Origin of the sequence: Microbacterium sp. H6 (assembly GCF_003314775.1) — a bacterium.
Lineage (GTDB): Bacteria > Actinomycetota > Actinomycetes > Actinomycetales > Microbacteriaceae > Microbacterium > Microbacterium oxydans.
This window is the reverse complement of sequence record NZ_QOAY01000034.1, coordinates 57503-70137: the sequence shown is the minus strand read 5'-3', so window position 1 is coordinate 70137 and position 12635 is coordinate 57503. Positions and strand designations below refer to the sequence as shown.

The 12635-nt window shown below is 67.6% G+C and carries 13 protein-coding genes; 9 read left to right on the top strand and 4 right to left on the bottom strand.

Going from position 1 to position 12635, the window contains the following annotated elements:
• On the bottom strand, window positions 1-234 hold a 234-nt coding region (locus DSP71_RS22930; RefSeq protein ID WP_258546211.1), incomplete at its 3' end, for a hypothetical protein.
• 4 nt (window positions 235-238) lie between these two features.
• Here DSP71_RS22930 and DSP71_RS02080 point away from each other — a divergent pair.
• Window positions 239-928: a 1-acyl-sn-glycerol-3-phosphate acyltransferase gene (locus tag DSP71_RS02080; protein WP_046749333.1), complete on the top strand. Its 690-nt coding sequence runs from the start codon at window positions 239-241 to the stop codon at window positions 926-928.
• Between the two features lie 47 nt (window positions 929-975).
• Complete coding sequence (locus tag DSP71_RS02075; protein ID WP_113680234.1) at window positions 976-2316, top strand: class II 3-deoxy-7-phosphoheptulonate synthase; 1341 nt, start codon at window positions 976-978, stop codon at window positions 2314-2316.
• 110 nt (window positions 2317-2426) lie between these two features.
• Here DSP71_RS02075 and pknB read toward each other — a convergent pair whose 3' ends face one another.
• Complete coding sequence (pknB, locus tag DSP71_RS02070) at window positions 2427-4373, bottom strand: Stk1 family PASTA domain-containing Ser/Thr kinase (RefSeq protein WP_058632791.1); 1947 nt, start codon at window positions 4371-4373, stop codon at window positions 2427-2429.
• Between the two features lie 78 nt (window positions 4374-4451).
• Complete coding sequence (locus DSP71_RS02065) at window positions 4452-5666, bottom strand: LysM peptidoglycan-binding domain-containing protein (RefSeq protein WP_218867900.1); 1215 nt, start codon at window positions 5664-5666, stop codon at window positions 4452-4454.
• Window positions 5667-5789: 123 nt separating this feature from the next.
• On the opposite strand from DSP71_RS02065, the gene DSP71_RS02060 reads away from it, so the two are divergent.
• Complete coding sequence (locus tag DSP71_RS02060) at window positions 5790-6152, top strand: Rv2175c family DNA-binding protein (protein ID WP_371861849.1); 363 nt, start codon at window positions 5790-5792, stop codon at window positions 6150-6152.
• 4 nt (window positions 6153-6156) lie between these two features.
• On the opposite strand, the gene DSP71_RS02055 is transcribed toward DSP71_RS02060, so the two are convergent.
• The gene (locus DSP71_RS02055) at window positions 6157-7245 is read right to left on the bottom strand and encodes a polyprenyl synthetase family protein (RefSeq protein WP_258546210.1); all 1089 of its coding nucleotides are present in this window, start codon (window positions 7243-7245) and stop codon (window positions 6157-6159) included.
• Between the two features lie 97 nt (window positions 7246-7342).
• Between DSP71_RS02055 and DSP71_RS02050 the strand changes: the two genes are divergently transcribed.
• The 6 genes from DSP71_RS02050 to murF all read left to right on the top strand — a co-directional run.
• A complete protein-coding gene (locus DSP71_RS02050) occupies window positions 7343-7717 on the top strand; it encodes a DUF3040 domain-containing protein (RefSeq protein ID WP_046749329.1) in 375 nt (124 codons plus the stop codon).
• A gap of 265 nt (window positions 7718-7982) precedes the next feature.
• Window positions 7983-8414 (top strand): division/cell wall cluster transcriptional repressor MraZ, encoded by a 432-nt coding sequence (mraZ, locus tag DSP71_RS02045; protein WP_017830220.1) that lies wholly within the window; start codon window positions 7983-7985, stop codon window positions 8412-8414.
• A gap of 102 nt (window positions 8415-8516) precedes the next feature.
• Complete coding sequence (rsmH, locus tag DSP71_RS02040) at window positions 8517-9455, top strand: 16S rRNA (cytosine(1402)-N(4))-methyltransferase RsmH (protein ID WP_046749328.1); 939 nt, start codon at window positions 8517-8519, stop codon at window positions 9453-9455.
• Complete coding sequence (locus tag DSP71_RS02035) at window positions 9452-10018, top strand: hypothetical protein (RefSeq protein ID WP_046749327.1); 567 nt, start codon at window positions 9452-9454, stop codon at window positions 10016-10018. Before rsmH ends, DSP71_RS02035 begins: the two co-directional genes overlap by 4 nt.
• 25 nt (window positions 10019-10043) lie before the next feature.
• Entirely contained in the window at window positions 10044-11813 is a 1770-nt protein-coding gene (locus DSP71_RS02030; protein ID WP_058632795.1) for a penicillin-binding protein 2, read from the top strand.
• 27 nt (window positions 11814-11840) lie between these two features.
• Window positions 11841-12635: UDP-N-acetylmuramoyl-tripeptide--D-alanyl-D-alanine ligase (gene murF, locus DSP71_RS02025; RefSeq protein ID WP_147251162.1), on the top strand; the 795-nt coding region annotated here is incomplete at its 3' end.

Genomic DNA, 12635 nt, shown 5'->3' with positions numbered 1-12635 from the left:
CGTCGCCTCCACGCGCTTCACCAGGAGGTCGGCGACGTTCGCGTCGGGATCGGCGGGGACGATCGCGGGGACTTCAAACTGGACCACGGCAGCTCCTTCGGTACCGGTCGGGCACGGACTTCCATCGAGTCTAGGGCATGGAACCCAGTCGCTCTCCAGGTGGAACTGGGTCGCGGAAGCGGGAGAGCCGAAGAGACCGCTCGGTCGGAGCCCGGGCGCGGCGCTAGACTTCACCACGATGTTCTACTGGCTGATGAAGTACGTGGTGATCGGCCCCGTGGTCAAGGCGGTGTTCCGCCCGTGGATCGTGGGGAGGAACAACGTGCCCGCGAACGGGGCGGCGATCCTGGCGAGCAATCATCTCTCGTTCGCAGACTCCATCTTCCTTCCACTGGTCATCGACCGGTCGATGTCCTTCCTCGCCAAGAGCGACTACTTCACCGGTCGGGGCCTCAAAGGGTGGGCGACGAAGTTCTTCATGAAGGCCACCGGGCAGATCCCCATCGACCGATCGGGTGGCAAGGCTTCCGAGGCGTCACTCAACACGGGGCTCCAGGTGCTGGGCGGGGGCGATCTGCTCGGGATCTACCCCGAGGGGACGCGTAGCCCCGACGGCAAGCTGTACCGGGGCCGGACCGGCATCGCCAGGATGGCGCTCGAGGCGAAGGTCCCCGTCGTGCCGGTGATCATGGTCGACACCGACACAGCGATGCCCATCGGAAGGCGACTGCCCCGCATCGTGCGGGTCGGAATCGTGATCGGGGAGCCGCTCGACTTCTCCCGATACGCCGGCATGGAGAACGATAGGTACATCCTCCGCTCGGTCACGGACGAGATCATGGTGGCGCTCCAGCGTCTCGGTGAGCAGAAGTACGAAGACGTCTACGCGTCGACGGTCAAGGACCGGATCCCGACCCGCGTCACATAGGCCCGACGCGGATCTCGGTGGTACCGGCGACCACTAGGCTGGAACGCATGCTCCCGCACCACATCGAAGCCCTTGATGCATGGCGCTCGCTTCCCATCAAGCAGCAGCCGCAGTGGCCCGACGCGGACCGCGTCGCCGACGTCTCCCAGCAGATCGCGACCCTCCCGCCGCTGGTCTTCGCCGGCGAGGTCGACAACCTTCGCGACCGGCTCGCGCGCGCGGCGTCCGGCCAGGCGTTCCTGCTCCAGGGCGGCGACTGCGCCGAGACCTTCGCCGGAGCGACTGCCGAGCAGATCCGCAACCGCATCAAGACGGTGCTGCAGATGGCGGTCGTGCTCACGTACGGCGCCTCGATGCCCATCGTCAAGATGGGCCGCATGGCGGGGCAGTTCGCGAAGCCGCGCTCGAGCGACTCCGAGACCCGTGGCGACGTCACGCTGCCCGCGTACCGCGGCGACATCGTGAACGGCTACGACTTCACCGAGGGCTCCCGCACGGCCGATCCCGGTCGACTGCTGCAGGGCTACCACACGGCGGCATCGACGCTGAACCTGATCCGTGCCTTCACGCAGGGCGGGTTCGCCGATCTCCGCGAGGTGCACTCCTGGAACAAGGGCTTCGCGCAGAACCCGGCCAACCAGCGGTACGAGCGCATGGCGGCGGAGATCGACCGCGCGATCAAGTTCATGGAAGCGGCGGGAGCCGACTTCGACGAACTCAAGCGCGTCGAGTTCTTCACCGGGCACGAGGGTCTGCTGATGGACTACGAGCGTCCGATGACGCGCATCGACTCGCGCACGGACACGCCGTACAACACCTCCGCCCACTTCCTCTGGATCGGAGAGCGCACGCGTGAGCTCGACGGTGCGCACGTTGACTACTTCTCCAAGATCCGCAATCCCATCGGAGTGAAGCTCGGACCGACCACGTCGCCCGAGACCGCCCTCGCGCTGATCGACAAGCTCGACCCCGAGCGCGAGCCCGGGCGCCTGACCTTCATCACGCGCATGGGAGCGGGCAAGATCCGCGACGCCCTGCCGCCGCTGCTCGAAGCGGTCCGTGACTCCGGCGCCCAGCCGTTGTGGGTCACCGACCCGATGCACGGCAACGGCATCACCACGCCGACCGGCTACAAGACGCGTCGCTTCGACGACGTCGTCGACGAGGTGCAGGGCTTCTTCGAAGCGCACCGCGCGGTCGGCACGTTCCCCGGCGGCATCCACGTCGAGCTGACCGGCGACGACGTCACCGAGTGCCTCGGCGGGTCCGAGCAGATCGACGAGGCGGCCCTGGCCACTCGCTACGAGAGCCTGTGCGACCCGCGTCTGAATCACATGCAGTCGCTCGAGCTCGCCTTCCTGGTGGCGGAGGAGCTCGAGAAGCGCTGACCTCCCACACGGGACGAAAAGGAGCCGCCCTCCCCGAGACCATCGGGGAGGGCGGCTCCTTTTCGTTCTTCGTCGCACATGCGAGCGCTCGACCGAACGGGTAGGGCCTCTCAGCCGCTGAGCTGAATCGAGAGGTTCACGGTGCCGCCACGCGGGAGGGACTTGTCCGAGCCCGGATCCTGGCCGGTGACCTTGGCCATCTCGGCGAAACCGGGCAGGTCTCCCCAGGCGGCGTAGGTCGACTTGAAACCCTTGTCCGAGAGGATCTTCTTCGCCTCATTCAGGGTCTTGCCCGAGACGTCGGGCACGGGGAAGAGCTCCGGGCCCTTCGAGACGATCAGCTGCACGCTGTCTCCCGGCCGCCAGTTGCCCTCTTCTGCGCGATCGGCGACACCGATCACCACATCCTTGGACACGCTGTCGCTGAAGACGTACTGCGGGTCGGCGGTGACGGTGAGTCCCTTGTCCGTGAGGGTGGACGTCGCCTTGTCGACCGACATGCCGGCGACGTCGGGGAACTCGCCGGCCGAGACGAACAGCTCGACGGTGTCGTCCTCGAAGATCTCGCACCCGTCGCCGCAGATGTATGACTCCCCGCCCGCCCTGGGCGTGACGGAGGCGTTGATGACGATGCCGGCGTCGGCGTCGGAGAAGAGCAGCAGCGAGGTGTCCGTGACATTGACGTTGAGTCCGGCCAGGTAGTCGCGCGCATCCTGCTCGGCGCGTCCGTTCAGCGGATCGAGGGTGTGGGACGCCGGTCCTGCGGAGACGATCACGGAGACCGAGGCGCCCTTGTCGAGGCGCACGCCCTCGGCCGGATCGGTCTCGATCACCGTTCCGGCGGGGATGTCGATGGAGAACTCGTCCTTCTGCGTGGGGACGAACCCGGCTTCGGTCAGGGTCGCTGCTGCCGCGTCGTACGTGCCGCCGGCGACGGCTGGTACGGCGATGAGCGAACCAGGGCCGGAACCGAACCACCAGCCGACCCCGCCGGCGAGCACCGCGAGCAGCAGGACGAGAGCGAGCAGGAAGGCACCGCGGGCGCGACGTTTGGATGCGCGTCTGCGCAGGAGCGTCGCGTTGTCCAGTGTCGCAGGGACGGGAGCCGTGGGGTCGGCGAGGGGCATGGTGCCCGGCATCACCTTGGTGAGGTCTCCGGAATCACCGTGGCTGTGCTGCGGGGCGGTGGCTCTGGCCGCGGTCGGGGCGATGCCGAGGTCGCGCTCGATCTCCCGCAGGCGCTCGAGCATCTGCTGGGCATCGTCCGGTCGATCGTCCGGTGACTTCTCGGTGGCCCAGAGCACGAGCTCGTCGAGCTGCTCCGGCACGGCAGGATTGCGCACGCTGGGACGCGGTACCGATTCCGTGGCGTGCTGGAACGCGATCTGCATCGGCTGCTCGCCCTTGTACGGCTGTTCGCCGACCAGCATCTCGTAGAGCATGATGCCGAGGGCGTAGATGTCGCTGCGGGCATCGGCGGTGCCGCGCGTGACGAGTTCGGGGGCGAGGTAGGCGATCGTCCCGAGCAGCTGCTGTCCGGTCGCGGTGTTCGCGGTGGTCGCCCGTGCCAATCCGAAGTCGCCGATCTTGATGCGACCGTCTTCCGCGAGGAGGACGTTCTCCGGCTTCACATCGCGATGTACGATCCCCGCGCGGTGCGCCGCAGAGAGGCCCGCCAGGATCGCGTCCATGATCGTGATGGTCTGCGGGATCGTCAGACGTTTCTGCTCGCGGAGGAGCTCACGCAGCGTGATGCCGGGGAGGTACTCCATCACGAGATAGGCGAGTTCGCCATCCTGCCCCTGGTCGAACACATTCACGACATGGGGGTCGGCCAGGCGGGCAGCGGCTCTCGCCTCCTGGATGAAGCGGCTCTGGAAAGCGGAGTCGTCGCTGAGGTGCGCGTGCATCACCTTGAGAGCGATGCGTCGTTCGAGGCGGAGGTCGGTCGCGACGTACACCGTCGCCATGCCACCCCGAGCGATGCGAGCGCGGACGCGGTACCGGCCGTCGACAAGCCGCCCGATGAGGGGGTCGGCCTGCTGATTGGTCGTCACGTCAGAATTCTATGGAGAACTGCCTGAAAGACAGGGGAGCGGCTCACCCCTCGCACCTGCGGGTTTTCCCGGATATCGTCAACCGTGGAGCGCGAGCCAGGCATATGCTTGCGCCTCCCACTGTCCGTACCTCTCCGGATAGGCCGAGATCTGGACCGCCTGAGCAGCGTCGGTGAAGGCCATGTTCTCCCAGCCGGGGATGTCGAGAAGCCCGCGGGTCACCTGGCCGTTGGGGTCGCTCTGCCCTCCGTAGAACACGCGAGTGCTCCGATCGGCGTCCATGATCTGGGCCGGCGTTCCCCAGCCGGTGCTCGGACGCTGCTGGAAGATGCCGAGTGAGTCGCGGTCGCCCCAGTCGAGGTTTCGCAGACCCGACTCGACCATGCCGGTGGCGAGAGCGATCGCGATCGCCCGATCGGACACCCCGATCTCGCGGCCGACGCGGATGATGAGCGCGGCGTTCGAGGCCTGCTCGGCCGTCAGCACCGCTGTCTGCGGGCCACCCGCCGCCGAGGGGGTCGCCGACGGGGCCGGTGCAGGCGCTGTCGGCGGAGTGCCCTGGAGGGAGAGGGCCTGGCCCGGGTAGATGATCGACGACGGCCCGAGACCGTTCGCGGCGTACAGCGCCTGCGTGGTGGTGCCGTACTTCTGCGCGATGCCGAACAGGGTGTCGCCTGCGACGACGGTATGGGACGCGGCGGACGCCGGGGCCGGAGCCGGAGTCGGCGCCGCGGCCGCTATGGGAGCGGCAGCAGTCGGCGCGCCGACCGAGCCGCTGATGACGAGGTTCTGGCCGGGGTAGATCACCGAGGCGCGTGTGAGCCCGTTCGCCGCGAGGACGGCATCGACGGACGTCCCGTACTTCCGGGCGATGGCGTACACGGTGTCGCCGGAGACGACCTGATGCGTCGCGGCGGCCGCGGGAGCAGGGGCTTGGGGCGTCGCAGGGGCTGCCGGCGCGGGCGAGGGCGCGAGCGTGAGTGTCTGGCCGGGGTGGATCACCGAGCGCCAGGAGAGTCCGTTCCAGGTCAGGACATCGACCGTGCGCAATCCGAAGCGCGAGGCGATCGCCGAAACCGTGTCGCCGGGCTGGACGCGGTAGGTCGATGGTGCGGTCTCGGCGGGTGCGACGCGTGCCGGAAGTAGGCGAGGCCGCTCGACGGCAGTCGTGTCCGCGTGCACAGTCGCTCCGGCCGGCGCAGCGGTGAGAGTGGTCGCCAGTGCTCCGAGCACCGCTGCAGGCACTCCGATCTGCAGGTGTCGCGTTCGCCGTGTGGCGGTCTTCAGAGTCAAGGTCTGCCCCCTTTTTTCGAGCTTTTCACGCTGACACGGATGTAAACAGAAGTCAACAGAAGTGACGCAAGTGAACAGTGTGACTGGAGTGCCGACATGCGCAGATCATCCGGAGGTGAGATAGTGGGCGACGTGTCTGAGAACGTTGCCGGAACCCCTGCCGCCGTCGAGTGGCTGACGATGCCCGACCTCGTCGAGGTGCTCGACGAACCCCTCGGCCGTGTGCGCCGTCTGATCGATGAGCACTATCTCGTCGGCTCTCGTCGCAACGGAGCATTCGCGGTGCCGTCCGTCTTCATCGTCGACGGACACCCGCTGAGCTCACTGCGTGGCACCGTGATCGTGCTTCAGGACGCCGGGTTCACCGACGACGAGCTGATCGACTGGCTCCTCGCGGAGGAGGAGAGCCTGGGGCGTTCCCCGATCGACGCCCTGCTGGCCGGGCACAAGAGTTCCGTGCGGCGCTTGGCGCGCACGCTCGCCTGATCCGTCAGGCCGAGCGCACCGTCGCCGCTCGTGCGAGATCACGCAGCTCACCGACCGCGGCGTTGTCCAGTCGGGCGCCTGACAGGGCGCGATCGGCGTCGCGGGCATAGCCGGTGATCATCGCCTCCAGCTGATCCACGGCCCCCGAGTCGCGGATGGTGGCCTGGAGGAACGTCACCTGCTGCGGCGTGAGCTCCGGGTCGCCCAGCATCTCGTCCAGCAGGTTCCGCGCGGACGCGTCCAGCGTCTGCCTGGTGAGAGCGATCAGGACGGTTCGCTTGCCCTCCCGGAGGTCGTCCCCGGTCGGCTTGCCCGTGACGGACGGGTCGCCGAACACTCCGAGCACATCGTCGCGCAGCTGGAAGGCCTTGCCGACGGGATGTCCGAAGCGGCGCAGCGCCTCCGTCTGATCAGGCTCGGCCCCGGCGAACGCGCCGCCGAGAACCAGAGGTTGCTCGATGCTGTACCTCGCGGACTTGAGCGATGCCACGCGCAACGCCCGTTCCGCGTGCAGGCTCCCGTCGTTCACGCTCCACGCCGATTCCTCGGCGATGTCGAGGAACTGACCGGTCGTGACATCCCTCCGCATCCTCGCGTACTCGGAACGCACGGCGCGTGCGTGCGCCTGCCCGTCGAGGGCCGATTCCAGCAGGTCATCGCTCCAGGCGACGAGGAGATCGCCGAGGAGGATCGCTGAGGCGCGGCCGAAGGCGTCTGCGTCGCCCGCCCATCCCGCGGCGCGGTGGGAGGCCTCGAGGGCACGGTGCGCGGCCGGACGGCCACGGCGTGTGTCCGAGTTGTCGATCAGATCATCGTGGACGAGCGCCGCGGACTGGAAGATCTCCAGCGCGGTGCAGATGTCCCACAGTGCATCGGGCTCTGTCGCGTCGCGGTCTCTGAAAGCCGAGACGGCACGCCAACCCGCATGGCAGAAGCGCGCACGCAGGCGTTTGCCGCCGTCGAGGGTGCCGGCGGCCGCGTCGAGGAACGCCGCCGCGTCCGGACCGTAGTCCGTCGCTTCGTCCCGCATCCGCGAGAGGAAACGGTCGAGGTGTGCGGCGACGGCGTCGGGGACGGGGGAGGAGGACGGCACGACTCCCAGCATACGTAAAGCAAGGGTGGGTCGAACTGCTAGCCCCGGACGCCTTCGCGCGCGTAGAATGGAAGGCACGATACCCGAGGGGGACGAAATGCCACTCTCCGAACAGGAGCAGCGTCTGCTCGACGAGATGGAACGCCATCTCCTTCACAATGATGCCGACGTCGTGACCGCGCCGTCCGGTGACCGAGCTCTGAGCTACCGAAATCTCGTCTACGGTGCGCTCCTGCTGCTCGCCGGTGTCGGTGGTCTGGTCGCCGGAGTCATCCTCGGCGGTGTCTGGGGAATCGTCGTCGGCGTCGTCGGTTTCGCGGCGATGCTCGCCGGAGTCATGGTGGCCGTGACGCCCGTTCGGCGGACGACCGCGACGGCACCGCGAGAGCACTCCGCACCGAAGCGACAGGAATCCGCGTCGTTCATGGATCGTATGAACGATCGATGGGATCGACGCCAAGACGGTCACTGACCTCTCTCACATCTTCACCACCGAAGCCCGGATGCTCAGCATCCGGGCTTCGGTCGTTAACGCCGGGCGGGGGAGGGTCGGCCGCTGACCCGGCAGATCCCTCCACTCATCCTCCACCTTCCTCCACCGCGGAATCTCGCGGTTTTTTGGCGTGCCCGCTCGCACTGACCGCGATCGTCTGCGGATTGGTCGTAGGTATGTGGAGGAAAGTGGAGTAAAGTGGGGCGCACCTCGAGTTGGCCGGACGCAGAGGGGGTGGTGGCCGATGTTGCTGGGTACGCACTCTCCGAAGCTGGACGACAAAGGACGGGTCATCCTTCCTGCGAAGTTCCGCGAAGACCTCGGCGGCGGCATCGTCGTCACCCGAGGGCAGGAACGGTGCCTCTACGTGTTCAGCACGGCCGAGTTCGAGGCGATGCACGAGCGGATCCGGCAGGCACCGCTCGCCAACAAGCAGGCGCGTGACTTCATGCGCCTGTTCCTCTCCGGAGCCAGCGCGGAGATGCCAGACAGCCAGAACCGCATCACCATCCCGGCGCACCTGCGTCAGTACGCAGGTCTGCAGAAGGAACTCATCGTCACCGGAGTCGGCGCCCACGCCGAGATCTGGGACGCGGAGAGCTGGAACGCCTACCTCGCCGCCGGCGAGGAGACCTACTCCGACCTCGAGCAGGAGGTGATTCCGGGACTCTTCTGACCACGGCTGTGATGCCCCGCCGCTCCCGCCCCGACACACTTCCCCGGTGCCGGGTCGAGAAGCGGAGGGGGATCAGAGCCGAAGGTCACCCCGAGAAAGATCATGAACCTCCGAGACATCCACACCCCCGTCCTGCTCGACCGCTGTGTCGAGCTGCTCGCTCCTTCCCTTCACGCGGACGGTGCGGTCCTCGTCGACGCCACCCTCGGCATGGGCGGCCACTCAGAGGCGCTGCTCGAACGCTTCCCGAACATCCGTCTGGTCGGGCTCGACCGCGACACCGATGCGCTGCGCATCGCGGGGGAGCGGCTGGCCCGCTTCCGCGACCGTGTGACTCTCGTACACACGGTGTATGACGAGATCGGCCTGCATGCGCAGGGCGCGTCCGGCATCCTGTTCGATCTCGGGGTGTCCTCCCTGCAGCTCGACGAGGCCGAGCGCGGCTTCGCGTACTCCAAGGACGCTCCGCTCGACATGCGGATGGACCAGACCAAGGGCGTCACCGCCGCCGATGTCATCGCCACGTACAGCGAAGGCAACCTCCGTCGCATCTTCGAGCGGTACGGCGAGGAGAAGCTCGCCGGCCGCTACGCCCGCTTCATCATCGAGGCACGTCAGAAGCAGCCCATCACGCGGTCGGGCGAGCTGGTCGACATCCTCATCGCGGCTACTCCCGCTGCCGCGCAACGAGCGGGCCACCCCGCCAAGCGCGTCTTCCAGGCGCTGCGCATCGAGGTCAACACGGAACTCAATGTGCTGGCCGACGCGATCCCCTCGGCCATGGATGCGCTCAGCGTCGGAGGACGCATCGTCGTGATGTCGTATCAGTCGCTCGAAGACCGCCTCGTGAAGCAGGCGTTCGCCGCCGCGGCCGCCTCATCCGCACCTGCCGGTCTTCCGGTCGAACTCCCCGAACACGCCCCGCGATTCCGCATCCTGACCAAGGGCGCAGAACTCGCCGACGATGATGAGCGCGCGCGCAACCCGCGGGCGATCCCGGTGCGTCTGCGCGCCGCCGAGAAGCTGCGGGAGAGCGCATGAGCCTGAACGCCGTCGTCCGGAAGCCGGTACAGCCGGTCGCGCCGGAGAAGACTCCGCAGCGGAAGCTGCAGCCGGTCACGCATCCCGCCGCCCGCCGCAAGCCCAAGCTCGCCTATGCGCTCGTCGCGCTGGGGGGAGCGCTCGCGATCGGCGCCGCGCAGATCGCGCTCTCGCTCGCGATCACCCAGGACTCGTTCACCCTCGCCAGTCTCTCGTCGCAGCAGCGCGAACTCAACCTCAAGACGCACGCTCTCCAGGAGGAACTGACCGGGGTCAGCTCCCCGCAGGTGCTCGCGAGCAGCGCGGCCGGACTCGGAATGGTGGTCGCCGGATCGCCGTCGTATCTGCGCCTCAGCGATGGAGCCGTCTTCGGTACCGGCGACGGCGCCGATTGGACTTCTACGGTCAACCCTGACGGCGTCGGAGCCGTGAGCAACTCGCTCATCGTGGAACCGCCGCCCCCTCCTGCACAGGAGACGGACGGCGCAGCGACGACCGAGCAGCCGACACAAGAGCTTCCGCCGTCGATCACCGACGGCCTGCCGAGCCCCACGACGCACTGACACCCACGATCGACGGAGAGATCCCATGACGACACGAGCCACCCGCGGACCGCGGCGACGCACAGTCGTCGCCCTCGCCGTCATCCTCTCGGTGCTGTGCGCCTTCGTCGTGCGGCTGGTCGACATCCAGGTGGTCAGCGCCGACGAGCATGTCTCCGACTCTCTCGAGCACATCGGGGCGAGTTCAGCCATCTCCGGACAGCGCGGATCGATCGTCGACTCCTCCGGGACAGTGCTCGCCTCCAGCGTGATGGTCTACGACGCTCAGCTCAGCCCCCAGGTCATCATGCTCATGGAGGAGAACGACCCCAAGCTGCCGTGGGCCGAGGCTTCCGAGAAGATCGCGGCCATCACCGGGCAGACCGGGGAGGAAGTGCGTGCGCTGGTGTCGAACGCCCTCGCCGAGAACCCGAACAGCCAGTACGCACCCCTCAAGAAGGGGCTGAACACCGAGCAGTACATGAAGCTGAGGGACTTGGGAGTCGGCTCCTATCTCGCACTCAAGGCGCGCGAGACCCGGGTCTACCCGAACGGCGCGGTCGCCGGGAACCTCCTCGGCTACCTCGACAGCTCCGGCGAGGCGCAGGCCGGCGTGGAGCAGCTGGACGACTCCTGCCTCGCGCCCGTCGACGGCGAGGAGAGCTATCGCATCGGCAAGGACGGGGTCGTGATCCCCGGGAGCGAGCGCACGGTCGACGCCGTGAACGGCGGCTCCGTGCAGTTGACCATCAACAGCGACCTCAACTGGTACCTGCAGCAGATGATCGCCGAGGAGGCGCAGACCCAGGGCGCCAAGGGCGGCACGGTCACGGTGGTCGAGGTGAAGACCGGCAAGATCAGGGCGGCGGCCGAATGGCCCGCGCTTGACCCCAACGATCTCGATGCTTCGACACCGGCGACGAGGGCCAGCCAGATCTTCCACAGGGACTTCGAGCCGGGCTCGACGTTCAAGGCGATCACCGCGGCTGCAGCCATCGAGGGCGCCGGCCTCACCCCCTACAGCACCGTCAGCGCGGCCTCTCGCGAGAAGTTCCCGAACGGCGCCGTCGTCAACGACGCCTTCACCCACCCCGCCTACAACTACACCCTCGCCGGCGGACTCATCGACTCGTCGAACGTCGCACTGTCGAAGTTCGGCACCATGGTGAGTCCCGAGGTCCGCTACGACTACCTCGAGCGGTTCGGGGTCGGCGACAAGACGCTCGACTTCCCGTCCGAGGTCGGCGGCATCCTGCACCCCGTCAAGGACTGGGACAGCCAGTCGCTGTACACGACCACGTTCGGTCAGTACTTCACGGTGACGGCAGCCCAGCTCGCCGGCGCCTACCAGGCGATCGCCAACGGAGGAGAGAAGATCGATCTCTCGCTCGTCGAGTCGTGCACGGGATCCGACGGCAAGGTCACCACACCGGCAGATCCGAAGCACGAGCAGATCATCAAGGAGCAGACGGCAGGCGAGCTCACCCGGATGCTGGAGAACGTCGCGGTGCAGGGCGGCAATGCGGAGCGCATCCAGGTGCCGGGCTACCGCGTGACCAGCAAGACGGGTACTGCCCAGGTCTCCGACGGCAACGGTGGATACAAGTCCGGGGTGTACTACACCAGCATGGTGGGCTTCGCGCCGGTCGACGATCCGCAGTACGTCGTCGTGGTCACCCTCGACGAGCCGACTAAGGTTGTATCGTCCGCGGCCACCGCATCCGCCTTCCAGAAGGCGATGACGCAGGTGATGAAAACCTATCGCGTGATGCCGTCCTCTGTCCCGATGGACGAGCTCCTCCCCAAGTTCGGATAGTCGGCGAGAGCCGCGCATGGAGATGACATGATCGCCCTGACGCTCGCTGAGATCGCCGCCGCAGTCGGCGGTGATCTTCGCGTGGTCGCACCAGACACACCCGAGACCGTGGTCGATGGCCTGGTCGACACGGATTCGCGGATGATGGGCCCCGGCTCGATCTTCGTGGCCAAACCCGGAGCCGAGACCGACGGCCACCGATTCGTCGGATCCGCCGTCGAGGCGGGCGCCGTGCTGGCCATCGTCGAGCATCCCGTCGACATCGCGGTGAGCCAGATCATCGTCGCGGATGCCGTCACCGCACTCGGCGCACTCGCCAGAGATGTCGTCGCGCGGGTCCGAGCCGCAGGTCAGCTCCGCATCATCGGCATCACGGGATCCAACGGCAAGACCACCACCAAGAACTTCCTCGCACGCATCCTCGAGGACGAGGGCGAGACCGTCGCGCCCGTGAAGTCGTTCAACAACGAAGTCGGCGCTCCCGTCACCATGCTTCGTGTCACGGAGAGCACGCGGTACCTCGTGAGCGAGTTCGGAGCGGCGGCTCCGGGGAGCATCGCCCACCTCGCCGGTCTCGTGGAGCCCGACATCGCCGTGGTGCTGATGGTCGGCATGGCGCACGCCGGCGGCTTCGGCGGAATCGAAGCGACGGCGAAGGCCAAGGCCGAGCTCGTCGCGGCGGCCCGGGTGCCGGGGACTGCCGTCCTGAACGTCGACGACCCCAGAGTCGCGGCGATGCGAGAGCTCGCGGACTCCCGCGGGCTGCGCACGGTCGGCTTCGGCCAGGGCCCGACGGCCGATGTGCGGGCCCGCGACATCGAG